The 25023-nt window shown below is 72.6% G+C and carries 19 protein-coding genes and 1 tRNA gene; 6 read left to right on the forward strand and 14 right to left on the reverse strand.

All coding sequences use genetic code 11. The annotated features are described in order from the left end of the window. Positions 1–72: 72 nt before the first annotated feature. From ACZ7KX_RS23960 to ACZ7KX_RS23975, 4 genes are all read right to left on the reverse strand, one after another. On the reverse strand, positions 73–2619 hold the full coding sequence (locus tag ACZ7KX_RS23960; RefSeq protein WP_470328397.1) for an ATP-dependent Clp protease ATP-binding subunit: 2547 nt from the start codon (positions 2617–2619) through the stop codon (positions 73–75). A 170-nt stretch (positions 2620–2789) separates the two neighbouring features. Next, entirely contained in the window at positions 2790–3494 is a 705-nt protein-coding gene (locus ACZ7KX_RS23965) for a VIT1/CCC1 transporter family protein (RefSeq protein WP_470328243.1), read from the reverse strand. 107 nt (positions 3495–3601) lie between these two features. Then, positions 3602–3898 (reverse strand): hypothetical protein, encoded by a 297-nt coding sequence (locus ACZ7KX_RS23970; RefSeq protein ID WP_470328244.1) that lies wholly within the window; start codon positions 3896–3898, stop codon positions 3602–3604. Positions 3899–3972: 74 nt separating this feature from the next. Beyond that, positions 3973–4587 (reverse strand): HAD family hydrolase, encoded by a 615-nt coding sequence (locus tag ACZ7KX_RS23975; protein WP_470328245.1) that lies wholly within the window; start codon positions 4585–4587, stop codon positions 3973–3975. Positions 4588–4826: 239 nt separating this feature from the next. Between ACZ7KX_RS23975 and ACZ7KX_RS23980 the strand changes: the two genes are divergently transcribed. Continuing rightward, the gene (locus ACZ7KX_RS23980; RefSeq protein ID WP_470328246.1) at positions 4827–5771 is read left to right on the forward strand and encodes a nuclease-related domain-containing protein; all 945 of its coding nucleotides are present in this window, start codon (positions 4827–4829) and stop codon (positions 5769–5771) included. Positions 5772–5929: 158 nt separating this feature from the next. Here ACZ7KX_RS23980 and ACZ7KX_RS23985 read toward each other — a convergent pair. After that, positions 5930–6004, reverse strand: a tRNA-Val gene (locus ACZ7KX_RS23985). A gap of 161 nt (positions 6005–6165) precedes the next feature. Here ACZ7KX_RS23985 and ACZ7KX_RS23990 point away from each other — a divergent pair. Further along, positions 6166–7575, forward strand: coding sequence for a coiled-coil domain-containing protein (locus ACZ7KX_RS23990; protein WP_470328247.1), 1410 nt, complete (start codon positions 6166–6168; stop codon positions 7573–7575). A gap of 120 nt (positions 7576–7695) precedes the next feature. After that, the gene (locus tag ACZ7KX_RS23995) at positions 7696–7920 is read left to right on the forward strand and encodes an FmdB family zinc ribbon protein (protein ID WP_470328248.1); all 225 of its coding nucleotides are present in this window, start codon (positions 7696–7698) and stop codon (positions 7918–7920) included. Positions 7921–8033: 113 nt separating this feature from the next. On the opposite strand, the gene ACZ7KX_RS24000 is transcribed toward ACZ7KX_RS23995, so the two are convergent. From ACZ7KX_RS24000 to ACZ7KX_RS24010, 3 genes are all read right to left on the reverse strand, one after another. Then, the gene (locus ACZ7KX_RS24000; RefSeq protein ID WP_350523190.1) at positions 8034–8855 is read right to left on the reverse strand and encodes an HAD family hydrolase; all 822 of its coding nucleotides are present in this window, start codon (positions 8853–8855) and stop codon (positions 8034–8036) included. Then, positions 8855–11563 carry a phosphoribosyltransferase gene (locus ACZ7KX_RS24005; protein WP_470328249.1) on the reverse strand — a complete coding sequence of 903 codons (2709 nt, stop codon included), beginning with the start codon at positions 11561–11563 and terminating at the stop codon, positions 8855–8857. The genes ACZ7KX_RS24000 and ACZ7KX_RS24005 overlap by 1 nt, the downstream gene beginning before the upstream one ends. A gap of 234 nt (positions 11564–11797) precedes the next feature. Continuing rightward, positions 11798–13009 carry an HpcH/HpaI aldolase/citrate lyase family protein gene (locus ACZ7KX_RS24010; RefSeq protein ID WP_470328250.1) on the reverse strand — a complete coding sequence of 404 codons (1212 nt, stop codon included), beginning with the start codon at positions 13007–13009 and terminating at the stop codon, positions 11798–11800. 426 nt (positions 13010–13435) lie between these two features. Between ACZ7KX_RS24010 and ACZ7KX_RS24015 the strand changes: the two genes are divergently transcribed. After that, a complete protein-coding gene (locus ACZ7KX_RS24015) occupies positions 13436–14626 on the forward strand; it encodes a TerD family protein (RefSeq protein WP_470328251.1) in 1191 nt (396 codons plus the stop codon). 146 nt (positions 14627–14772) lie between these two features. On the opposite strand, the gene ACZ7KX_RS24020 is transcribed toward ACZ7KX_RS24015, so the two are convergent. Continuing rightward, positions 14773–15522 carry a Tellurium resistance gene (locus tag ACZ7KX_RS24020; protein ID WP_470328252.1) on the reverse strand — a complete coding sequence of 250 codons (750 nt, stop codon included), beginning with the start codon at positions 15520–15522 and terminating at the stop codon, positions 14773–14775. Between the two features lie 635 nt (positions 15523–16157). Between ACZ7KX_RS24020 and ACZ7KX_RS24025 the strand changes: the two genes are divergently transcribed. Continuing rightward, a complete protein-coding gene (locus tag ACZ7KX_RS24025; RefSeq protein WP_470328253.1) occupies positions 16158–17327 on the forward strand; it encodes a DUF2637 domain-containing protein in 1170 nt (389 codons plus the stop codon). 158 nt (positions 17328–17485) lie between these two features. On the opposite strand, the gene ACZ7KX_RS24030 is transcribed toward ACZ7KX_RS24025, so the two are convergent. The 5 genes from ACZ7KX_RS24030 to ACZ7KX_RS24050 all read right to left on the reverse strand — a co-directional run bounded on the left by ACZ7KX_RS24030 (position 17486) and on the right by ACZ7KX_RS24050 (position 21677). Further along, entirely contained in the window at positions 17486–18580 is a 1095-nt protein-coding gene (locus tag ACZ7KX_RS24030) for a DUF475 domain-containing protein (protein ID WP_470328254.1), read from the reverse strand. Positions 18581–18726: 146 nt separating this feature from the next. Further along, positions 18727–19305: a TerD family protein gene (locus tag ACZ7KX_RS24035; RefSeq protein WP_350523183.1), complete on the reverse strand. Its 579-nt coding sequence runs from the start codon at positions 19303–19305 to the stop codon at positions 18727–18729. A 324-nt stretch (positions 19306–19629) separates the two neighbouring features. Further along, positions 19630–20205: a TerD family protein gene (locus ACZ7KX_RS24040; protein ID WP_470328255.1), complete on the reverse strand. Its 576-nt coding sequence runs from the start codon at positions 20203–20205 to the stop codon at positions 19630–19632. Positions 20206–20468: 263 nt separating this feature from the next. Continuing rightward, complete coding sequence (locus ACZ7KX_RS24045) at positions 20469–20927, reverse strand: peroxiredoxin (RefSeq protein WP_350523181.1); 459 nt, start codon at positions 20925–20927, stop codon at positions 20469–20471. 306 nt (positions 20928–21233) lie between these two features. Then, positions 21234–21677 (reverse strand): DUF3052 domain-containing protein, encoded by a 444-nt coding sequence (locus ACZ7KX_RS24050; RefSeq protein ID WP_470328256.1) that lies wholly within the window; start codon positions 21675–21677, stop codon positions 21234–21236. Positions 21678–22195: 518 nt separating this feature from the next. Here ACZ7KX_RS24050 and aceE point away from each other — a divergent pair. Beyond that, positions 22196–24946: a pyruvate dehydrogenase (acetyl-transferring), homodimeric type gene (gene aceE, locus ACZ7KX_RS24055; protein WP_470328257.1), complete on the forward strand. Its 2751-nt coding sequence runs from the start codon at positions 22196–22198 to the stop codon at positions 24944–24946. Positions 24947–25023 lie beyond the last annotated feature (77 nt).

Here is a 25023-nt window from a genome sequence, read left to right on the forward strand (position 1 = left end):
CCGACGCGTCCTCCACCAGTGGCGTTCGGGCGTACTCCCGCCGGAGTACGCCCGAACCCGCTCCTGTTCCCCTCAACGGTCCGCGCCGACTCCAGCCTGCGCCTTCTCCTCCGACGCCGCAGCCTCCTCGAAGGTCGCCGACGCCTCCGGCAGCGCCATCGTCACCACCAGCTCGCCGTCGATCACGTCCGCGATCAGCGTGTCCCCCTCCCGCACGGAGCCGTCCAGCAGCAGGTTGGAGATCCGGTTGTCCAGCTCCGACTGGATCGTCCGGCGCAGCGGCCGGGCCCCGAACTCCGGCTGGTACCCGCGGTCGACCAGGTACTCCTTGGCCTCCCCGGTGACCTCCAGCCGGACGTCCTGGGCCCGCAGCCGTCGCCGGCTGCGCTCCAGCAGCAGGTCCACCACCGACAGCAGGTCCTTCCGGGTGAGGGCGTGGAAGACGATCACCTCGTCGATCCGGTTGAGGAACTCCGGCCGGAACTGCTGCCGCAGGTCGCGCATCAGGTCGTCCCGGATCTCGTCGACGTTCCCCGCGTGGTCCAGGATCCGCTGCGAGCCGATGTTGCTGGTCATGATCACCACGGTGTTGCGGAAGTCGACCGTACGCCCCTGGGAGTCGGTCAGCCGCCCGTCGTCCAGCACCTGGAGCAGCAGGTTGAAGACGTCCGGGTGCGCCTTCTCCACCTCGTCGAAGAGCAGCACGCTGTACGGCTTGCGGCGCACCGCCTCGGTCAGCTGCCCGGCCTCGTCGTAGCCGACGTACCCGGGCGGGGAGCCGACCAGCCGGGAGACGGTGTGCTTCTCCTGGAACTCGCTCATGTCGAAGCGGATCATCCGGTCCGGGTCCCCGAACAGCAGCGCCGCCAGCGCCTTCGCCAACTCGGTCTTGCCGACGCCGGTCGGGCCGAGGAAGAGGAAGGAGCCGGTCGGCCGCTCCGGGTCGCCCATCCCCGCCCGGCCGCGGCGCACCGCCTGGGCGACGGCGGTGACCGCCTCGTCCTGGCCGATCACCTTCTCGTGCAGGTGCTGCTCCAGTTTGAGCAGCCGCTCCTTCTCGGTCGCGTTCAGCTCCGCGACCGGGATGCCGGTCCGGGAGGACAGCACCTGCGCGATGTCGTCGGCCGTCACGTCGACGACCTCCTCGCGGGACTCGGCGATCGCCGCCAGCTCGTCCTCGGTGTGCCGCAGCTCGGTCTTCAGGTTGGCGGCCCGCACGAACTCCTCGTCCGCGACGGCCTCCTCCAACTCCCGCCTCAGCTTGGTGATCCGGTCCTGCACCCCGGTCGCCTCGGTGGACCCGCTCAGGCTGCGCAGCCGCACCCGGGCACCCGCCTGGTCCAACAGGTCGATCGCCTTGTCGGGCAGGAAGCGGTCGCTGACGTACCGGTCGGACAGCGCCGCCGCCGCGTCCAGCGCCGCGTCCGTGAAACGCACCTGGTGGTGCGCCTCGTAGGCGTCGCGCAGCCCCTGCAGGATCTCGACGGTCTCCTCGACGCTCGGCTCGGGCACCAGCACCGGCTGGAAGCGGCGCTCCAGCGCGGCGTCCTTCTCCACGTACTTGCGGTACTCGTCCAGCGTCGTCGCGCCGACCACGCTCAACTCACCGCGGGCGAGAGCCGGTTTGAGGATGTTGCCGGCGTCCATCGAGCCCTCTCCGCCACCGCCCGCGCCCACCACGGTGTGCAGCTCGTCCAGGAACAGGATGACGCTCTTCTCGGCCGCCGTGACCTCGTCGATCACGCTCTTCAGCCGTTCCTCGAACTCGCCCCGGTACTTGGAGCCCGCCACCAGCGCGGCCAGGTCGAGGGTGACCACCCGCTTCTCCCGGAGGCTCCGAGGGACGTCCCCGGAGACGATCCGCTGCGCCAGGCCCTCGACGATCGCGGTCTTGCCGACACCCGGCTCGCCGATCAGCACCGGGTTGTTCTTGGTCCGCCGGGAAAGGATCTCGACGGTCTGCTCGATCTCCTCGGCCCGCCCGACCACCGGGTCCAGCCGGCCCGAACGCGCCTCCTCGGTGAGGTCGCGCCCGTACTCGTCCAGCGTCGGCGTCTCACTCGGCTGCGCCCCCGCACCACCCCGCTCGCCGCCGGTGCCCCGCGTCTCCAGCACCGACTTCAGCGACTCCTGCGACGGCGCCGCGTTGCGCAGCGCCACACCCGCGCCCGAGCGCTCCTGGTCCAGCAGCGCGCCGAGGACGTGCTCCGGCCCGATGTACGAGGCACCGGCCGCCTGCGAACGGGCGTGCGCGGCGAGCAGGGCGCGCTTGGCCGCAGGGGTGAGCGCCGGCTGCCCCTCCACCGCACCGGCACCGCCGGACGGCAGGGCGTGCTCCAGGTCCGCGGACAGCTGGTCGGGGTCGATGCCCGCGCGCGCCAGCATCCGCCGCGCGGGGTCCACCCGGGTTGCCGCCCAAGCCAGGTGGGCGGTGTCGAGGTCACTGGACCCGTCCTCGGCCGCACGCTGCGCCGCCAGCGCCAGCAACTCCTGGGAGGACTCGCTGAGCAACCGCCCGATCGGCACCCGCTGCACGGCGGGCGGGGAGGCCATCGGGCTCATCCCGAAGAACCGGCTGAGCAGGTCGGAGAACGGATCGTTCGATCCGAACGGGGGCATGGTCACGACGAGTCACCTCTCCCAAGCGGTTTGCAGCCACACAAACACAGGCCGCACGACCTCGCCTGTCGAGCCGAACGACGCCGTGACGTGCCGTGGGCGCGGTGCTGTGCGCGCCGTACGCCCCGGCCCCGCCCACGCCCTGGTCGGCCCTCCGCCCCTCCGACGTGTCAGCCGGTGAAGCTGTCCAGCAACACACCACCGCTGTACGTCACCGCCATCGCCAGCAGCCCGCCAGCGACGTTGCGGCCCACCGCCCGCGACGGACCCGCCCCGCCCATCCTGGCGCTCGCCCAGCCCGACAGGGTCAGCGCGGCCACCACGGAGCCCACCGTCACCCCCAGCCGCCACGACTCCGGCGGCAGCAGCACCGCCAGCAGCGGCACCAGCGCGCCCAGCGTGAACGCGGCCGCGCTGGCCAGCGCCGCCTCCCAGGGATTGGTCAACACCTCCGGGTCGATGCCGAGTTCGGTCTGTGCGTGGGCCGCGAGCGCGTCCCGCTCGGTCAGCGCCACCGCCACGTCCCGCGCGAGGTCGTCCGTCAGCCCGCTGCCCCGGTAGTAGTCGGTGAGTTCGTCGAGCTCGCCCTCCGGGTCCTCCGCCAGCTCCCGCCGCTCCTTCGCCAACGCGGCCCGCTCGGTGTCCCGTTGGGTGCTGACCGACACGTACTCGCCGGCCGCCATCGACATCGCCCCCGCCAGCAGACCGGCCACCCCGGCCGCCAACAGGGCCGTCCGCGAACCGGCCGCGCCCGCCACACCCGTCACGATGCCGGCCGTCGACACCACACCGTCGTTGGCCCCCAGCACCGCCGCCCGCAGCCAGTTCAGGCGCGACGACAGCTCCGCCCGCGTCTCCCCGACCTGCTCAGCCATCCGTCCACCGCTCCCAGGGGTCCGGCCTCAGGAATCCGGCTCAGGACTCCGATTCAGGGGGCCCGCTCAGGGGTCCGGCTCAGGGCTCCGACCGGTCCCCCCGATCCTCACCCGGCGCCGGCGCCCCCGCCACCCGCAGCCGGCAGCTCGTCCAGCAGGCCGATCAACGTCCGGCGCGCCTCCTCCGACAGCCCGCCCACCAGCCACGCCTCCCGGCCCAGCACCACGTCCACCGACCGCTCGACGAGCTCGTGCCCGGACGGCGCCAGCAACATCAGCACCGCCAACCGCCCGTGTTCGCCGGGCTCCCCGGGTTCCCGGGCCACCAGCCCCTGCGCCTCGACCCGGGCCACCCGCTGCGAGACCGCCCCGGCACCCCCGCCGACGTCGCCCGCACCGCCCACTTCCTCGCTTCCCCCGGCGCCCGCCACCTCACCGGCCGGACCCTCCACCTCAACGGCGGCGCCCACACCACCCGCTAGCCCAACAGCGGCGCCAGCGCCCGCCGCAGGTCCTCCGGGCCGCGGTAGAGCACCCCGGCCATCCCCAACGCCACCGCCGCGTCGACGTTCTCCTGCCGGTCATCGACGAACAGGCACCGCTCCGGCGCCGCCCCCGCCCGCTCCGCGGCGATCTCGTAGATCCGCTGCTCCGGCTTGGCGCTGCCCACCACGGAACTGTTCACCACCTCGTGCGCCAGATCCGTCAGCCCCAGCCGCGCCAGGTCCTCGTCCAGCCACACCGTCGCGTTGGTCACCAGCACCAGGCGGCAGTGCTCCCGCACCCGCCGCAGCATCCCCACCGCGACCTCGTCCGCCCAGAACGGCGAGTTGGCGAACGCCTCCGCCAGCCCGCGCGCCTGCGCAGCCGACACCCGCCCCTCCAGCCCGCGGACGATCGACTCCACCCACTCCGCCTTGCCGATCCGCCCCAGCAACAACGGCCGGTCGTTCTCGGGCGCGAACCCGACGCCCGCCGTACTCCCCTCCCCCAACCCCGCCGCCCGTTCCAACGCCGTCACCCCGGCCCCGTCGAAGAACCGGATCACGCCGTCCACATCGCACAGCACCGCATCAAACGCCCTGGCAGTCACCCCACCTGCCTACCAGCCGCCCCCACCACCCCGCCCCCCGGGGTCCACCCGACCCACCCGACAGTCCTACGCACCCTCATCCCCTGTTTCCCCCTTCCCCCGCCACTTCGCCTCCGCCCGCTTGCCTCCGCCCGCTTGCCTCCGGCTGGACCGGGCAGCTCGCTGCCTCTCCGCGTTCCCGCCGATCCGTGCGTGGGCATGCTGACCGTGGTCAGGAAGCGCATGCCGGAGGGGGACGCATGACAGCGCTGGTGGTCAAGCCTTGGCGGGTACCGGGGAAGGAGCGGCTCTACGTCAACAAGGCTGGCGCCCGCGGCGATTCGGTCGCCTGGCTGGACTGCAAGACCGGCGTGGTCATGGTCGAGGTCCCGGAGTTCGAGGAGTCTGCGCTGGCCAAGGTCGAGGAGTGGTGCCGCTCGTTCGGCAGTCACGTCCCGCCCCGCACCGTCCGACGTCGCGGCGAGAAGACGCCACCTCCCCAGGTGATCCCGGCACAGGTACCGCAGCCTCGTGCGGCGCTCCCGTTCCTTCCGCCGATGAGCGAGGAGGACGACCTGTCGCTGAACCTTCCTGGCGCCGGCTTGGAAAGCCTGGTGCGTGCGGGCGAAGAGAGGTACGGGCTGCTCGTCCGGCTCGCCGCCAAGCTTTCCCGCCAGCGGCTCGGTGATTCGAGCACGCTGCGCGGGCTGGAGGGCGAGCAGATCGTGGGGGCTCGACTGGACGCGCTGAAGGCTGCGGGTTGGAAGGTGCTGCACGGGGTCCCGTTGCCGTCGGGGGCCGACATAGACCATGTGGTGATCGGCCCGCCCGGGGTCTTCACGGTCAACTCGAAGCACCACCCGGGCGCCACCGTGTGGGTCGGCGACAAGATCGTGAAGGTCAACCGCAACGGCTTCCCGTACCTGGAGAACTCCAAGTTCGAGGCGGCCCGTACCGCTGACCTGCTCGCCGTGTGGTGTGGTTTCGACGTACCCGTCCACCCCGTCATCGCCGTCGTGGGTGCACAGAAGATCAGGCTTGGGGCGACACCGGAAGTGACGGTCCTCGACGGCGAGCAGATCACCGACGTCCTGCCCGCCCGGCCCGCGGTGCTGTCCCCGAACAGGGTTGACCGGGTCTTCAGGGTTGCCCGCCATCGCTACGTCTGGAGCCGGATGGGCACGCGCGGGAAGAAGGCCCGCTGACTCAGCTTGCCGGAAGCCTGTCGACAGGTCCGATCGAGCCCCGAAACCTCAGTCGGCCCTTCGAGCAGATCGGCGCCGGCGCCCGGCCGACATCAGCGGCTGCTGTCAACCACTGCAGTCAAAAGGCCCGCAGCATGATCACTGCGGGCCTTTTGCGCTGGTGGGCGCGGACGGTTTCGAACCGCCGACATCTGCTTTGTAAGAGCAGCGCTCTACCACTGAGCTACGCGCCCCCGTGCGTGGCCGGGTGGGCGCACGACGAGTGCCTAGGGTACCTGGTCCCGGGGGGTGGTGTGGGCCAGGTGGTCGGGTGGGGCGCGGGCGGGGTGGGGAGGGGGAGGCCGGGGCGGGAGGGGTGGGAGGGGGTGACGGGCCGGTGGGGTGATCGGGGAGAATGGGGGCCGGATCAGCGGGTCGGAGCAGGGAGCGCGCAGTGACGGGTGCCGGCGGGAGCGGGCGGGGGCGGCGTCGGGCGGGGAGTGCGCTGGCGGACGCGCTGGTGCTGCCCGTGGTACTGGCGGGTGCGCTGGGCGCGGTGGGGCTGGCGTCGGCCGGGACCGGCGGTTGGTGGGGTCGGCGCGGCGGTGGCGAGGGCGTACGGGCGGAGGCCAGGGAGGCCCGGGCCGCGGCGCAGGAGGCGTTCTACGAGCTGGAGGAGACCCAGCGCGAGGTGCAGCTCGCGGTGGAGACGGTCCGCGCGGCCGAGGACGGGGCGACGGCCCAGCGTGCGCTGGCCGATCTGGCGGCGATCTCCGGCCGGGTCGAGCAGGTCACCGTGAACTACCTGGGCGCCCTCGACGCCCACAACCTGGACAGCGAGACCCTGGACGCGGGCACCGCCGCGCAGGCCAAGCGCCGGCTGGAGGACGTGAAGGGGCAGCTGGGCTCCGCCCGCGCCGAGCTGAACGACTTCCTGCGCCGACTGCAGCCGACCGTCGAGCACGCCGAGCAGCAGCTGATGCGGGTCACCCCGGCTGTCGAGCAGGCCAAGCGGGCGCTGCTCACGGCTTCCGACGCGCTGGACGCGGTGCGCGGCGCCGGCCTGCGGGCGGACGACCTGGCGGCCCGGCTGGCCGAACTGGCACCGGAGCTGGGGCGGCTGAACGAGGGCCCGGCCCGGCACGGGGTCGCCGGGACGCTGGAGCGTGCGGACGAGGTGAAGCAGCGCGCCGGGGCGATCGCCGCCGATGCCGCGCAACTGCCGGAGCGTGCGCGGGAGATCGATCGGCGGGTGGCGAGCCTGCGGACCCGGATCCAGGCGCTGGAGACCAAGGCCGCGACGGTCGAGCCCGCCCTGAGCGAGCTGCGCCGCCGGTTCAGCACCGCGTGCTGGCAGGACCTGCAGCGGGTGCCGGAGCAGGTCGCCGAGACCGGGCGCGCCGCCGAGGGCAAGCTCGGCGAGGCCGCCCTCGCCCGGGACGAGCAGCGCTGGGCGGACGCCACCGCCGCGATCGGGACGGTCCGCGCGCTGTTGGACACCGCGGACGGCTCGGTGGTCGCGGTGAACGACCGGCTCCGGCAGTTGAACGAGGTGCAGCACGACCCCAGCCGGGAGATCGAGCGCGCCCGCTTCGCGATCCGGGACGCCCAACGGCTGGCGATGGCCGGGCGCAACGCCCCGGACCCGCGGCACGCCGCCCCGCTGGACGAGGCGGTGGCCCGGCTCGACCGCGCGGTGGCCGTGCTGGAGGCGGCCGGCCGGCACCCCGACTACTGGGCCTTCCTCACCGAGCTGGCGGCGGTGCGGGAGACGGCGGCACGGGTGATCGGGCTGATCCGCGGCGACCTGGGCGGACACCGCTAGCCGAGGACGAACGGCGAACGACGAACGGCGGACGACGACCGGCAGCAGAACGGCGGAACGGCCGGAGAGCTGCGGGAGAAGGGCGGGGTGCCGAGCGGGCCGGCTCGGTACCCTGCCGGTATGCCACGCTACGACTTCCGCTGCCGCTCCTGCGGCGCCGCCTTCGAACTCCGCCGTCCGATGGCGCAGGCCAACGACCCCGCCGTCTGCCCGCAGGGCCACGAGGACACCGTGAAGCTGCTGTCCGCCGTCGCCGTCACCGGCGCGGCCGCCGGCCGACCGGCCCCCTCCGCCGGGGGTGGGGGCGGGGGCGGCTGTTGCGGGGGCGGCTGCTGCGGGGGCTGACCGAGAAGCCACCCCCGAGCGACGCCGGCCCGAGAACGCGACCCCGGCCCCAGAAAGCGAACCCGAGCCGGCCGACAGGAGCCGCACCGGCCGACGGGCGCCCCCGGCGGGGACTACCCCGCCGTGGCCCCCGCCAGGAACCGGCGGACGATCTCCTCCCCCGCCGTCACCCCCACCTCCTCCAGGGCGGTGACGCCGGGGGCCGTCCAGCCGCTGTCCGCGAGTTCGCCGTGCCCCGGCCGCCATGCCGCGTCCGCCGCGAGCAGCAGGTCCGCGTCGAGCAGCGAGTCCCCGGCCGCGAGCACGGTGGTCGCGCCGCTGCGCCGTACGACCTCGGCGAGGGCCGCGCTCTTGGTGAGCGGCGCCGGGACGGCGTACACCTTGCGGCCCTGCAGCGAGACCGCCCAGCCGCGCTCGGCGCACCAGCCGGTCAGCTCCTCCAGCCAGCCGGTCGGCAGCGCGGCGCGCTCGACCACGAGGTAGGCGAACAGCTCGTCGGCGACGCGCCGCTTGTGCGTCCACTCCGGGTCGGCGCACAGCGCGAGCCGCCGGGACACCTCCTCCAACGGGGCCGAGCCGGCGGCGATCCGCGCGGTGATCTCGGCACGCCAGTCGCCGTCCGGCACGCCGTCCACCAGCAGCTGCCCGCCGTTGGCGCAGATCGCGTACTCGGGTATCCAACCCGGCGTCGGGCCGGGCAGGTTGACCCGCGCGTACTGCTCCGGCGTCCGGGTGGTGGAGGGGACGAAGCGGGCCTGGCGGGCGAGTTCGGCGAGCAGTCCGGCGGCCTCTTCGGTCATGTAGGACAGCGGTCGGCCCTGGTACGTCTCGACGCAGAGCAGCCGTGGCGCGAGCCGGTCGGGGACGTCCAGGGCGAGCGCCCGGTCGGAGTAGATCAGCGTCCGGTCGAGGTCGCTGGCCACCAGAACACCCATCAGGATTCCCTCCCCGAAACCGAACCCGCAGCCGGGCCCGGAACAGCACGTGAAACAGAGCCGGAGGCCGGGTCCGAACCCGAACCCGAACCCGAACCGGCAGTCGACCCCGAGCCAGCGGCCGGGTCCGAACCCGACCCGGCGGACCGTCCGTCGGCCCCGGTCGCCCCGCGGCTGTAGCGGGGGTGGATCAGGCCGACGCAGGTGTACGGCAGGTCGTCCACCTCCTCGACCTCGACGCCGCGCTGGGCGGCGAGCAGCCGGACGTGGTCCAGGTCCGCGCCGGCGCCGCGGCGGGCGAGGATCCGCCAGGGGACGCGGCGCAGCAGCACCCGGGTGGTCTCGCCGACACCGGGCTTGACCAGGTTGACGTTGTCGATGCCGTACTCGGCGCTGATCCGCTCGACGGCGGCCCAGCCGGCCCAGTCGGGCGCCCGGTCGGGGTCGGCGGACAGCCGGTCCACACCCTCGACCGCCTCCGCGCGCACCTCCCCGAAGCACGCGGCCACGGCGTCCAGGAAGGCCGCGGAGACGTCGCTGCCGGCCAGCTCGGCGTAGTGCTTGGCGCCGTGGAAGTCGTTCGGGCCGATCAGGCCGGCCCGCAGGACGGTGCGCGAAACCAGCCCGGACACCGTGGAGTTGAGGCAGGCGGACGGGATCAGGAAGTCGTCCCGGGTGCCGTAGGTGCGCACGCAGCGGCCCGGGTCGGCGAGCACCGCGAGGTCCGGGTCGAAGCCGGTGCCGACCAGCGCGTCGGCGAGTTCGCGGGTGATCGCGCCCTTGCCCGTCCAGCCGTCCACGAACACCACGTCCTCGGAGCGGTGGTGGGCGGCCAGGTACCGCAGCGCGACGGGGTCGATGCCGCGGCCGCGGACGATCGAGACGGCGTAGTGCGGTACGGACAGCTCATGGGCGAAGGCCAGCCAGCGGCGGATCAGGATGCCGACGGGCGTGCCGGCCCGGGCGAGCGAGGCGAGCACCAGCCCGGGGCCGCGTTCGCGCAGGAGCGTCTCGGCGACGGTGCCGACGGCGAGCGCGATCCGGCGGGCGGAGCCGTGCAGCGCCTGGTGGAACAGCTCCTGGTACCCGGGGCTGGGCTGGTACTCGACCGGCAGCGACTCCGCGTAGTGCGCGCCGCCGTTCTGGACGGCCTCCTCGCGCTCCTCGGTGGGGGCTTCCAGGGCGACCCCGGAGAGGTCCTTGAGCAGCCACGCCACCTCCTCGGCCCGGTACGAGGAGAACGCCGGCCCGTACAACGGGGTCGGCAGCAGCGACGGCGACAGCGACGTCGGCGCCGCCGCCACGCCCACCGCCGCCCCGCCCACCGCCGCCCCGCCCACCGGCCGGTGCGAGGGCAGCACCGCGAGCACCACCCGGTCGGTGACCTGCCGCAGCTGGCCGAGCAGCGCCCGCTCGCCCCGGTGCAGCGCCGGCGTGTCGGCGATGTCGTCGACCACCAGCACGACGGCGTCGAAGCGCCGCGCCGGGTCGCTGCCGGGAGCGACGTTGTACGCGTAGCGCTCGCGCGAGGCATCGTCCTGCGGGTCGTCGTGGGCGGGGAAGGCCAGCCGGGTGCGGATGGCGTAGCCGGGGTCGTCGACCGCCAGGACGGGCGAGCGGGTGGTGGTGGAGTAGCGGACGCGGTCGCCGCCGAGCCGCTCGGCCAGGGCGTCGGCCAGGCGCAGCGGCGTGTACATCAGCTCCTCGAAGCCGAGCACCAGCACACGCTGCGCCTCGGCGGGCAGGGCGTCGGCCAGCTGCCCGGCGAGCCGGGGAAGGGCGGCGTCCAGTCGGGCGCGGTCGCGGGCGGTGAAGCCGTGCCGGCCGCCGTCCGGGAGGCCTGCAGGCCAGTCCAGCTCGACCCGGGCCAGCGGCGCGGGCTCGGCCGCATCAGGCGCATCGGCCGCATCGGGCGCACCAGCCGCACCGACACCAGCCACGTCAGCCGCACCAGCCGCATCGGGCGCACCAGCCGCACCGGCCGCCGGAGGCAGCTCGGCCGCCGCCTCCGCGATCAGCCGTTCGGCCCGCTCCAGCACGTCCGCGGGCAGCTCGACGCCGCCGCTCGCGGTGGCGACGAGGTCGAGCCGGACGCCGAGTTCGGCGGCGGCGTCGGTGAGCCGGTCGCGGTCGTCGGCCGAGCGCAGGTCGACCAGCGCGACCACGACGTAGTGCTCGCGCGGGTGCCGGGCGTGCAGTTCGCGGATCGTGTTGAGGACCGTCCGGCCGGTCGAGAACTCGTCGTCCACCAGCACCAGCGGCCCGTCGCCGGCGAACAGTTCGGGGTCGGCCGGGAGCAGCAGGTGCGAGGTGGCGTGCGAGTGCTCCTCCTCGAAGCCGCCGAGCGGCGGGATCCCGGGCACCGGACGGCGGGTGGAGTGCAGGTAGGGGGCGTCGAGGCCGTCGGCGACGCTGTGGCCGAGGCCGGTGGCGGTCTCCGCGTAGCCGAGGACGACGGCCCGCGCGGCCGCTTCCTCGCCGAGCAGTCCGCGGACCCGGCGGCCGAGTTCGAGCCCGGCGCCGTGGACCACCGAGGGGCGCTGCGGCACGTGCTTGCCGAGCACGTTGGAGACGAGCAGGTGGGCGCGCTTGCGGTTCTCCCGGAGAGCCAGCCCGACGAGTTCGGGGAGGCGCTCGGAGCCGGTCAGCACGATCCCGGCCCGGTCGGCGACCCAACGGCCGGTCCACGTCTGGGGTGTTGCTGTCACTGCTGGTCCTGCCTTCGGTGGTGCGATGGTGCGATGGTCATGTCCGGCTCGTCGGGTCCGCTCCGCCGTACGGGACCGTCCTGCCGACCGTACGGGAACCGTCCTGCCGACCCTACGGACACCGTCCTACCCGCCGTTCCGGAACCGGAGGGAACGCCCCGGCCTCGGCCGCACGAACAGCGGGAACGCCCCGGCCCCGGCTGTACGCTCGGCGCGGACGCCCCGGCCCCGGCCTCAGGCGCACAGGCAGGCCGAGAGCAGTTCCGCGAAGCTGACGTCCTCACGGGCCACGCCGAACACCTCCGCCCGCAGCAGTATCCGCTCCGCCCAGGCCCGGTGCGGCCGGGCCTCGTTCATCTTGTTGGTGTACGCCGAACGCAGCACCCCGCCGCCGTCCTGCTCCTGGCGGAGGATGTCACGGGCGTCGCAGTACTCCTCGTGCGTGACCACGGAGAGGGCGTGCACGGCGGGCACGTGACTGGGGTGGATGCAGGTCTTGCCGAGCAGGCCGTTGGCCCGGTCGAGTTCGATCTCCCGGATCAGCCCGTCCAGGTCGTGTTCGATGATCCGCCGACGGACCTCCTCGCCGGAGGCCCGTCCCGTCCCGACGGCGTCGGTGCCGAACGAGGCCTCGGTGAACGGGGTGCGGCGCAGCTGCGGCTTGAACATCCGCTCCTGCACCGGGAAGTACTCCCAGACCGGACCGGTGACGGTGTGCCCCGTGCCGTCCGCCCGGCCGAGCACGTTGACGACGTCCCCGATCACCGCCGCGACCAGCGCGACGTCGTACGCGGTGAGGTCGGGCGAGCGCCGCAGGCCGTACGCCGAGCAGAGGTCGGTGACGCCGAGGCGGACGGCGAGCACCCGCTCCCGGTACCCGGCGAGCAGCTCGGCGATGCCGAAGAGCTGTTCGCGCCGGGTCTCCAGGTGGGCCAGCTCGGGCGATTCCAGGACGGGCATGGCGAACAGCCGCCGCCCGGTGGCGGCCTCGGCGGCGGCGAGCGCGGCCAGGTACTCGGCGCCGTTCTCCGGGGTGAACTTGGGCAGGACGAACCCGCTGAGCAGCTCGACGGCCGGTCCGAGCCGTTCGGCCAGGTCGGGAATCTGGGCGGCGGCACGGACTCTGATGAAGAGCAGTGGATGACCTTGTGCGCAGTCGGTGAAATCCTTGACCAGGTCATTCAGCTGCTCGACCAGGTTCCGCTCCCCGGCGTCCACCTCGTGGTCGGCGATCGCGTCCTCCAGGCAGAGCACCATCGACACCACGCCCCGAGCCGCCTGCTTGCGGATGTCGGCGGCCAGTGCGGGCCTGGTGGCGGGGCTGTAGAGGGTGCCGCCGAGCGCGGTGGCGAGCACCCCGGGCTCGCTCTGCGCGGTGAACGTGCGCGGCTGCTCCAGGAAGAGCCGGCCGCGTACGTCCTCGGCGAGGTGGCCGAAATGGCGCAAGGTGCTCTCCTCCAGGAAGTGGACGGGCCTCCGGCCCCCTGCCGACGCTGCCCCTGGCGCCGGACGGCGCCCTCGGCGGACGCCGACGGCCTCGTCGACCGTCCGACAGCCACGCCGACCGGCCGACACCCTGGTCAACCGGCCGACCGGGCGCCGTGGTTCCCCGGACGGTTCCCCGGACGCGCCGCCGGTGGACGCCCCTCCGTCGAACCCCCGGGGGCCTTCAGACCGCCCATCGTACGGACGGGATCCGGCCGCTCCCGGTTCCCCGGCACTGAACTCCCGGAACATCCCGGTCCACTTGGACGATCATGGGCCGGGCGACGGCAAACCCCGGGAAGCGCAAGTCTTGGCAAAGTCCGCCCCGGCGCGAACCGGTCCGGTCACGTTGTCCGAAGGGGTGGCGAACGGGCAGGATGGTCCGCTATGACGCACGTGATGGCCAAGGGCGCCAACATCGCACTGCCGGCGGCGGCGGTCCGCGCCGTGCTGCGCTGGAGCGCCGCGCCCGGTGCGCCGGACGTGGACGCGTCCGCGCTGCTGCTCGGCGCCACCGGCAAGGTCCGTTCGGACGCCGACTTCGTCTTCTACAACCAGCCGCGCCACCCGTCCGGCCTGGTCCGCCACCTGCCCAAGCAGCAGACCTCCGGCGGGGCCGAGATCATCGACACGATCGAGGTCGAACTCGCCAAGCTGCCCGCCGACGTGGACCGCGTGGTGCTGGCCGGCTCCTCCGAGGGCGGGCCGTTCCGCGCGGTGCCGGGGCTGCGGCTGCTGCTGTTCGACGCCGCGGCCGGTGACGGCGCGCCCGCGCTGGCCGAGTTCGAGATCAGCGACGCCGAGAGCGTGACCGCGCTGGTCGCGGGCGAGCTGTACCGGCGCTCCGGGTCCTGGAAGTTCCGGGCGATCGGCCAGGGCTACACCTCCGGGCTGATCGGCCTGGCCACCGACTTCGGCATCACCGTCGAGGACGAGGCCGCGGGCGCGGCGCCCGACCAGGTGGCGGCCCCCGCGCCCGCCTCCACCGCCTCCCCGACCGGTGCGGTGGACCCGCGCAGCACCCCGCTCCCGGACCCGCGCTCGACCGCTGCCGAGCCGGGCACCTTCACCCTGGCCCCGGCCGTCCCGCTGACCCCGCCCCCGGCCGCCGCCCCGACCCCGGTCGGGGCCACCGCGGGAGCGCCGACGGCCGCCCCCGCCGCACCATCGACCCCGCCGCCGCCCACCGCCCCGCCGACCCTGCCGCCCCCGCCGGCCGCCCCGCCCACCCCGCCGCCGGGCCACCGGCCCGGTACCGGCTACGGCTACCCCCAGCAGCAGCCCGGCACGGGGTACGGCTACCCGCAGCAGCAGCCCGGGACCGGCTACGGCTACCCGCAGGCCACGCAGCCGTACCAGCAGCAGCCGGGCACCGGGTACGGCTACCCCCAGCCGACCCAGCCCGTCCCGCCGCAGCCGCACCCGGGCAGCTACGGCTACCCGCAGCCGGGCACCGGCCAGCAGCCGCCCGTCCCGCCGCAGCCGCCGACGGCCCAGCCGACGAACGCGCAGCCCCCAGGGCCCACCGGCGAGGAGTTCGCGCTGCCGCCGCAGGGCCCGCAGTTCCAGCCCCGCTGACGCCCACCTGGGGTGGCGGCCGCCCGATCGCGGCGGCCCCGCCCCGGACCGCAGCCTCCCCGAACCGGCAGCGCCCGTCAGCCGCCGACCCGGACCGACAGCAACCCCGCCCCGGACCGACAGCAACCCCGCCCCGGCAGCGCCCGTCAGTCGCCGCCCGGCTGGTTCTTGTAGCCGCGCTGCCACTGCATGCCGAAGCCGTACAGCCGGTCGATGTCCGACTGGAACCCGTTGACGTACCGCACCTCGCGGCGCACCGTGAGCTGGTTGTCCCCGGCGTTCTCGATCAGCACCACCGCGCAGGAGCGCGCCGCCCGGGCCCGCTCCTCCAGCTTGATCTCGATCCGCGGGCCGGTCTGCGGCACGATCGTCACCACCGCCTGCGACTGCTCGAAGGCCGGCGTGCCGTCGTAGATGTAGACGAAGATCAACAGCCGCTTGAACTTGTCCTTCTTCTCCAGGTTGACGTACATCGTCTCGCCCGACGGCGCCCCGTACTGGTCGTCGCCGCTGAGCTTGACGTACGGCGCGTTCTGGAGGTCGCCGAAGAGGCCGCCGAGCGGCTGCACCACACCCGTGGAGCCGTCGGAGAGTTCGTACATGCAGGCCAGGTCGAGGTCGACGTTCATCGCCTCGCTGCTCTGCGGCGAGTCCGGCTCCAGCGGACTGAGGATCCGCGGGCTGAAGAACCGCTTGATCGTGTCCCGGGTGCTCGGCCGACCGGCGCCGGCCCGCATCGACCAGTGCAGGTTGACGTAGAGGTAGCCGGTGGTGGCCGCCGACCCGGTGATCGCGTGCTGCGGGGCCGACTTGGTGAGTATGACCTTGTGCTGACCGCCCGGGTTGTCGAAGGTGTAGCTCCGGTCCCCGCGCAGGTACTCCCAGATCGAGACCATCCCGTCCTCTCCCCCTGCTCCCGCCAGGCGATCTGACGGTCCGCCGACCAATGATCGGGCATCGGCCCGGCCGACGGATACCCCGTCCGTCCCCTCCCCTACCCCGTCCGGCCACCCACCCGCCACCGACGGGCCGACCGCCGCACGCGCCGGCGCGCACGCCGGCGGGCACACGAACGGCCGCACGAACAGCTGCACGACCGGGCGCCGCCGCCCGAACGGGCGACCGAAAACCGGCCGACGGCCGACCCACCCCCGCCCCGCCCCCGACCGGGCACCGGCCCCCCGTCGATCGACCGCCGGGCGCACCATCTGCCCAACCGCCGGGCGCACCACGGGCGCACGGCAGGGCACACGACCGGGCGCCACCTGCCGGACCACCGGGCGAACCACGGACGAACCCCGGGCGAACCGGTGGGTCGATTGGCCGCAGCCAGCCGCCCTCCCGTAACATGCCGCCCCTTCGGACGCGATATCGTCTAGCCGCACAGGTGTCCCGTCCGCCCCTGCGCGGGCGCGGTGGGCACGCCGTGCGGCGACGAACGAACCGTCAGGCAGTGTCCGCACGGCGGGCCCTGACCGCCTGTGTCGCACTGTGAACCTGTCCCCTTCGGAAACCCGAGGCCCGACCCGCAATGAACCTGACCTCCATACAGCTGGTCTGGACCGTCGTCGGCGGCGCAGCCCTGCTGTTCGTCGCCGTCCTGATGGCGACGCTGCGTTTCAAGAACTCGAAGAAGGACGAGGCCACCGACTCCTGGGAGCGCAGCGAGGAGCGCCGCCGCCGCAAGGAGATGATCTACGGGATCTCCTCGTACACGCTGCTGTTCTGCTGTGCCGGTGTCGCCGCCGCGCTGTCCTTCCACGGCCTGGTCGGCTTCGGCAAGGAGAACCTGGGCCTGGCCGACGGCTGGGAGTACCTCGTCCCGTTCGGCCTGGACGGCGCCGCGATGTTCTGCTCGGTGCTCGCCGTCCGCGAGGCCAGCCACGGTGACGCCGCGCTCGGTTCACGCCTGCTGGTCTGGGTGTTCGCGATCGCCTCGGCCTGGTTCAACTGGGTGCACGCCCCGCGCGGCTTCGGCCACGCCGGTGCCCCGCAGTTCTTCTCCGGCATGTCGATCTCGGCGGCGATACTGTTCGACCGCGCGCTGAAGCAGACCCGCAAGGCCGCGCTGCGCGAGCAGGGCCTCGTCCCCCGCCCGCTGCCGCAGATCCGCATCGTCCGCTGGCTGCGCGCCCCGCGCGAGACCTACGCGGCCTGGTCGCTCATGCTCCTGGAGAACGTCCGCAGCCTGGACGAGGCGGTCGAGGAGGTGCGCGAGGAGCGCCAGGCGAAGCTGGACGCCAAGGCCCGCGCCCGCACCGCCGACCGCCGCGAGCGCGCCGAGCTGAAGGCCATCTCCCGCCAGGGCGGCGGCATGCTGGCCCGGGCCCGCGGTGGCCGCCAGGTGCCCGCCCTCACGGCTGCCGGAGACGGCCCGAGCGCTACGGAGCCTGCCCTAGCCGCGGAGTCGGACGCCACCACCCCGACCTCGCAGGCCTCCACCTCCTCGCTGGAGCCCACCGCCCTGGACACCGGCCGCCGCCCCCGCGCCGCCGTCGGCTCCTCGTACTCCTCCTCGTACTCGTCCCCCTCGACGTACTCGTCCTCCTCGTACTCCTCCACGTCCTCCTCGGCCGACGCCCTCGGTTCGTCCCGTCGCAGCTCGTCCATCGACCTGACGGCCGACGACGACACGCTGGCGATGCCGAAGCTGGACTCGCTGGAGCGCAAGCTGCGCGCGATCGAGCAGCAGCTCGGCTGACCCGGCCGCCCGCACGACGCGAAACGGCCGCCCCCGGGGTTCCCGGGGGCGGCCGTTTCGCGTGTCCGGCTCGGTGTCCGGCCCTGTGTCCGGCCCTGTGTCCGGCGCTGTGTCCGGCGCTGTGTCCGGCTACGAGCCCGACTACGCGTCCGAGCCGGCTACTTGCCCGACCCGACCAGCTCCGGCTCGTCCTCCGCGCCCTCGCGCCGGTTGCGCAGGATCGAGGAGCCGAGCGCGAGCCCGATGAAGGCGACGCCGATCAGGCCGGTGACGATCTCCGGGATGTGGTACTTGATCCCGACCAGCAGGATCGCCGCCAGCGCGCCGATCGCGTAGTGCGCGCCGTGCTCCAGGTAGACGTAGTCGTCCAGGGTGCCCTTGCGGACCAGGAAGACGGTCAGCGAGCGGATGTACATCGCGCCGATGCCGAGGCCCAGGGTGATCTGGAAGATGTCGCTGGAGATGGCGAACGCGCCGACGACGCCGTCGAAGGAGAACGACGCGTCCAGGACCTCCAGGTAGAGGAACAGGAAGAACGCGGCCTTGCCGGCGACCTGGACGACCGACTTGCCGGCCTTCTCGGCCTCCTCCTCGCGCTCGGCCTCGGCCTCCAGGCCCGACTCGAAGATCGAGGAGAGGCCGTTGACCGCGAGGTAGGTGATCAGGCCGAGGACACCGGAGAGCAGCACGGTCTCGGCGTGCTCGGCGGCGAAGAAGCGGGCGGCCAGCACCAGCGAGACCAGGGCGATGACGACGGACAGGGCGTCCAGCTTGCCGATCTTCTCCAGCGGGCGCTCCAGCCAGCTCAGCCAGTTGTGCTCCTTCTCCTCGAACACGAAGTCCAGGAAGATCATGAGCAGGAAGACGCCACCGAAGGCGGCGATGGCCGGGTTGGCGGCTTCCAGGTACTGGCCGTAGGTGAGGCCGTCGTGGGTCTTGTCGGAGTGCAGCGCCAGGTCGATGACCGTCGCCGGGTCGAGCTTCGCGGTGAGGCCGACGACCAGCAGCGGGAAGATCAGGCGCATGCCGAAGACGGCGATGAGCACGCCGACGGTCAGGAAGATCTTCTGCCAGTACGGGTTCATCCGCTTCAACACCGTGGCGTTGACCACCGCGTTGTCGAACGACAGGGAGATCTCCAGGATGGAGAGGATCAGCACGATGCCGAAGCCTTGGGCTCCCCAGAGCAGTCCGGCCGCGACCAGGCCGATGGCGGTGATCGCGAACGACCAGCCGAATGTGCGGAGGAACACGGGAGTTGGCTACCTTTCGGGTTCTGGCCGTGCCGGGGGCGGCCTCGTCCCCGAGACGCCCTGACCGGGCCCCGCCCGGTCAGGTCACCCCCGCACTGCCCTCAGTTCTCATGATCGGGTCGGGTGCGATGGTCCGATTTCCGCCCTTACTGTACGTTCACCCCGAAGTCGAGCGCGATGCCGCGCAGGCCGGAGGCGTACCCCTGGCCCACCGCGCGGAACTTCCACTCGCCCGCGTAGCGGTACAGCTCGCCGAAGATCATCGCAGTCTCGCTGGACGCGTCCTCGGACAGGTCGTAGCGGGCGATCTCCTGGCCGTCGACCGAGTTGACGACCCGGATGTAGGCGTTGCGGACCTGCCCGAAGTTCTGCAGCCGCGGCTCGGCGTCGTAGATCGACACCGCGAAGACCACCTTGTCCGCCTGTGCCGGGACCAGGTCCAGGTTGACCAGGACCACCTCGTCGTCACCCGTGTCGTCGCCACCGGTGAGGTTGTCGCCCTGGTGCTCCACCGAGCCCTCGGGGCTCTTGAGGTTGTTGTAGAAGACGAAGTACTCGTCGCCGAGCACCCGCCCGCCACCGCAGAGCAGGGCGCTCGCATCGAGGTCGAACGGTGCGCCCGTGGTCGAACGGGCGGACCAGCCGAGGCCGATCTGGACCTGCGTCAGGTTCGGCGCGGCCTTGGTGAGCGAGACGTTGCCACCCTTGGCGAGCGTGACCACCATGACGTTCTTCCTCCCTTGCTTCTCCCGGGGCGCCTTCCAGGTGTAGTCCCCCGCGGCCCCGGCCGACCGGCTCCGGTCGGCTGAACTTCCTGAACTCACATCCTCGCAGCGCGACGGGCCCCCGCGGGACCGGGTCGGACGAACCCCGACCGGCCGGCACCCGCCCACCCGCGCGGCGCCCGAACTGCCGCCCGGACGGCCGTGAAGGCGGCAACGGCGGCAACGGCGGCAGTGGCGGCAGCGACCGGACGAAGCCGGGGCGGCCCGGACCCTCCGCGGGTCCGGGCCGCCCCGGCTGGAACGCGCCGCAGGGCGCCGAGTGACTCAGACGTTGACGCCGAAGTCCTGCGCGATGCCGCGCAGGCCGGAGGCGTAGCCCTGGCCGATGGCGCGGAACTTCCACTCGCCGCCGTTGCGGTACAGCTCGCCGAAGACCATCGCGGTCTCGGTGGAGGCGTCCTCGGAGAGGTCGTAACGCGCCAGCTCCGTGTTGTCCGCCTGGTTCACCACGCGGATGAAGGCGTTGCGCACCTGGCCGAAGTTCTGACTGCGGCTCTCGGCGTCGTAGATCGACACCGGGAAGACGATCTTCTCCACGTCCGCCGGGACGCCGGCCAGGTTGACCTTGATCGCCTCGTCGTCGCCCTCGCCCTCGCCGGTGAGGTTGTCGCCGGTGTGCTCGACCGAGCCGTCCGGGCTCTTCAGGTTGTTGAAGAACACGAAGTTGCCGTCCGAGGCGACCTTGCCCTGGGCGTTGCAGAGCAGTGCGCTGGCGTCCAGGTCGAAGTCCGCACCGGTGGTGGTCCGGACGTCCCAGCCCAGGCCGACGATCACGGCCGTGAGCCCGGGCGCCTCCTTGGTGAGCGAGACGTTGCCGCCCTTGCTGAGGCTGACTCCCACGTGTCCTCCAAGATTCGGGAGGCACGCCCTGTGGTGCCCCCGGTGGTGCGGTTCGGGGCCCGGGAACGCACCGGCTCCCGCACCCCACTCCGCCAACGGCCCGAGCGTAGTACGCGGTTCCCGTGCGCAGCGCGGATGCGGTCGGACACGACCGTCCGGCACCCGGGCGGCCGGGTTCCGGCCGGTCGCGGCCGCGCAGTGGCCCCGCAGCGGTCCGGCCCCGGCCCCGCGGCGGACGGGGCCGGACCGCTGCGGGGCGGGGCTCAGAGCCCGGCGAGGACCCTCAGGTACTCCTGCTCGTCCCGGGCGTCCGGGAGGCCGTTGACGACGCTCCAGCGCACCGTGCCGGCCTTGTCGATCACGAAGGTCCCGCGCAGCGGGCAGCCGCGCTCCTCGTCGAGCACGCCGTACGCCCGGGTGACCCCGCCGTGCGGCCAGAAGTCGGCGAGCAGCGGGAACTCCAGGCCCTCGCGGTCGGCGAGGACGCGCTGGGAGAACTGCGAGTCGCAGGAGAGGCCGAGCACCTGGACGTCGTCGTTCTGCAGCCCGGCCAGCTCGCGCTGGATCGCGCCCAGCTCGCCGGTGCAGACGCCGGTGAAGGCGAACGGGTAGAAGACCAGGACGACGTTCTTCTCACCGCGGAAGTCGGCGAGCCGGACGGACTCCCCGTGCTGGTTGTTGAGCTCGAAGTCCGGAGCCCGGGTGCCGACCTCGATGGCCATGGACGGGACCTTTCTGACGCGACCGCGCCGCGCGGCGGGCGCAGCGGGCCCATCCTCGCATCCGCTTACGCGCGTTCGGCCGAACGGATGAGGCGGGCCCGTCGGGCACCCGCCCGCTTCCGCTCTGAGCGAACGCGGCACGGCCTGCGCCGATCGGGTCGGGAGGCGGCCGGGAAGTCGTCGGAAGACACCGGAGACCGGCGGACGGCGCAGGAGACCGGGGCGCCCCCGGACGGCATCGCAAAAGCGCCGGGCCCCGCCGGAGCGTGGCTCCGGCGGGGCCCGGCAGGGGGCTTCAGGACCCGTTCAGCGCTTGCCGGCGGCCGGCTTCGCCGTGGACTTGGTCGCGAGCCTGGTGGCCGCCCAGTCCTTGACGATGTTGATCGAGCTGGTCTGGGAGAGGCCGGCCGTGCGGGCCGCCTCGTTGATGTCCGAGGCCTCGATGTGGCCGTCCCGCCCGGTCTTGGGCGTCAGCAGCCAGATGACGCCGCCCTCGGCGAGGTACTCCAGCGCGTCGACGAGGGCGTCGGTGAGGTCCCCGTCGTCGTCGCGGTGCCACAGCAGGACGGCGTCCGCGACGTCGTCGTAGTCCTCGTCGACGAGATCCGTCCCGGTGATCTCCTCGATGCCCTCGCGGAGGTCCTGGTCAGTGTCTTCGTCGTACCCCAGCTCCTGGACGATCTGGCCACCCTCGAAGTTGAGACGGGCCGCCGGGTTGGACTTGTCCGCGGGGTCCGCGGTCGCGCTCACGGGAATAACCTCCAGTATTCGGCTCGGCGTCCATGCCGAGGCTGTGGCCGTAGTCCACACGGGCGCGGCGGTTCGCGCAAGTACCCGACCCCCGATCCCCTCCAAAGGTTGACGTGTCGCACCGGGACACGCCGTTCGACGTGTCGGGAATCACACCGATTTGCCCTTCTCTGCATGGGACAAGGATGCTTCGGGTGGTCCGGGCCCACAGGCCGTACGCGTGCCCGAGATGCGAACGGCATTCGGGGTCCGCGCATGCGCGGGCGTAGAGTCTCCTGTTGGCCCTCACCCCGGCCGCCCGCCATCGGGCGGACGGGACACCAGGTCGGACCACCTCTTTTCGTAACACCAGGGGGTGTGCGGAGCGGACGAAGACGCCCGTGCCGCGCACCACCAGACCGGACCGCCCAACAGGCGGAACGGTTACCGATCGGTAGAGATGACGGATCTCCGAATGCGGTAGCACGATGGAGGCGGCGCGACACACCTCTAGTTTCGACCGACAGTGAAGGAACAGCGTGGCTTCCGGATCCGATCGCAACCCGATCATCATTGGCGGCCTTCCGAGTCAGGTCCCGGACTTCGATCCCGAGGAGACCGCGGAATGGCTGGAGTCGCTCGATGCGGCCATCGACGAGCGCGGGCGTGAGCGTGCCCGTTACCTGATGCTGCGGCTGATCGAGCGCGCCCGCGAGAAGCGTGTCGCTGTGCCCGAGATGCGCAGCACGGACTACGTCAACACCATCGCCACCAAGGACGAGCCGTTCTTCCCCGGCAACGAGGAGATCGAGCGCAGGATCCTCAACGCGACCCGGTGGAACGCGGCCGTCATGGTCTCCCGGGCCCAGCGCCCCGGCATCGGCGTCGGTGGCCACATCGCCACCTTCGCCTCCTCCGCGTCGCTCTACGACGTGGGCTTCAACTACTTCTTCCGCGGCAAGGACGCCGAGGGCGAGTCCGGCGACCAGATCTTCTTCCAGGGTCACGCCTCCCCCGGCATCTACGCGCGCGCCTTCCTCCTGGACCGACTCACCGAGCAGCAGCTCGACGCGTTCCGCCAGGAGAAGTCGAAGGCCCCGTACGGCCTCTCCAGCTACCCGCACCCGCGGCTGATGCCGGACTTCTGGGAGTTCCCGACCGTCTCGATGGGCCTCGGCCCGCTCGGCGCGATCTACCAGGCCCGGATGAACCGCTACCTGGAGCACCGCGGCATCAAGGACACCTCCGACTCGCAGGTGTACGCCTTCCTCGGCGACGGCGAGATGGACGAGCCGGAGTCGCTCGGCCAGCTGTCGCTGGCGGCCCGCGAGGGCCTGGACAACCTGACCTTCGTGGTGAACTGCAACCTGCAGCGCCTCGACGGCCCGGTCCGCGGCAACGGCAAGATCATCCAGGAGCTGGAGTCCCAGTTCCGGGGCGCCGGCTGGAACGTGATCAAGCTCATCTGGGACCGCAGCTGGGACCCGCTGCTCGCGCAGGACCGCGACGGCGTGCTGGTCAACAAGCTGAACACCACGGTGGACGGCCAGTTCCAGACCTACGCCACCGAGTCCGGCGAGTACATCCGCGAGCACTTCTTCGGCTCCGACCTGCGCCTGCGCAAGATGGTCGAGAGCATGACCGACCAGCAGATCCAGCACCTGGGTCGCGGCGGCCACGACCACAAGAAGATCTACGCGGCGTTCAAGGCGGCCCGCGAGCACAAGGGCCAGCCGACGGTCATCCTGGCCCAGACGGTCAAGGGCTGGACGCTGGGCCCCAACTTCGAGGGCCGCAACGCCACCCACCAGATGAAGAAGCTGACGGTCGAGGACCTGAAGCGCTTCCGCGACCGGCTGCACCTGCCGATCACCGACAAGCAGCTCGAAGAGGGCTACCCGCCCTACTTCCACCCGGGCCGCAACTCGGAAGAGATCCAGTACATGCACGACCGCCGGCAGGAGCTCGGCGGCTACGTGCCGACCCGCAAGGTCCGCCCGCGCAAGCTGGAACTGCCCGGCGACGACGCGTACAAGGCGGTCAAGAAGGGTTCCGGCAACCAGACCATCGCCACCACCATGGCGTTCGTCCGGCTGCTCAAGGACCTCATGCGGGACAAGGGCATCGGCAACCGCTTCGTGCCGATCGCGCCGGACGAGTACCGCACCTTCGGCATGGACTCGCTCTTCCCGTCGGCGAAGATCTACAACCCGCTCGGCCAGACCTACGAGTCGGTCGACCGGGACCTCCTCCTCGCCTACAAGGAGTCCCCGACCGGCCAGATGCTGCACGACGGCATCTCCGAGGCGGGCTGCACCGCCTCGCTGATCGCCGCGGGCTCGGCCTACGCCACCCACGGCGAGCCGCTGATCCCGGTGTACGTCTTCTACTCGATGTTCGGGTTCCAGCGCACCGGCGACCAGTTCTGGCAGATGGCCGACCAGCTGGCCCGCGGCTTCGTCCTCGGCGCCACCGCCGGCCGCACCACCCTGACCGGTGAGGGCCTGCAGCACGCCGACGGCCACTCGCACCTGCTGGCCTCGACCAACCCGGGCGTCGTCGCGTACGACCCGGCGTACGGCTTCGAGATCGCGCACATCGTCCAGGACGGTCTGCGCCGGATGTACGGCTCCAGCGCCGAGCACCCGAACGGCGAGGACGTCTTCTACTACCTCACCGTGTACAACGAGCCGATCAAGATGCCGGCCGAGCCCGAGAACGTGGACGTCGAGGGCATCCTCAAGGGTCTGCACAAGTACGCGCCGGGCACCGCCGGCCAGATCCCGGCCCAGATCCTCGCCTCCGGCGTGGCCGTGCCGTGGGCCCTGGAGGCCCAGCGCATCCTCGCCGAGGAGTGGAACGTCAAGGCCGACGTCTGGTCCGCGACCTCCTGGAACGAGCTGCGCCGCGACGCGGTGGAGGCCGAGGAGTTCAACCTGCTGCACCCCGAGGAGCAGCAGCGCGTGCCGTACGTCACCCAGAAGCTCCAGGGTGCCGAGGGCCCGGTCGTCGCGGTGTCCGACTGGATGCGCGCGGTGCCGGACCAGATCGCCCGCTGGGTGCCGGGCCAGTACCAGTCGCTGGGCGCCGACGGCTTCGGCTTCGCCGACACCCGTGGCGCGGCCCGTCGCTTCTTCCACATCGACGCGCAGTCGGTCGTCCTGGCGGTGCTCACCGAGCTCGCCAAGCAGGGCAAGGTCGACCGCTCGGCGCTGAAGGACGCGATCGACCGCTACCAGCTGCTGGACGTCACCGCGGCCGACCCGGGCGCCGCCGGCGGCGACGCCTGATCACCCGGTAGGTGACCGAAGGGGCCGGACCTCCACGCGAGGTCCGGCCCCTTCGGCGTTCCGCACCACGACGGCCC

Source organism: Kitasatospora sp. NPDC038210 (assembly GCF_055600605.1).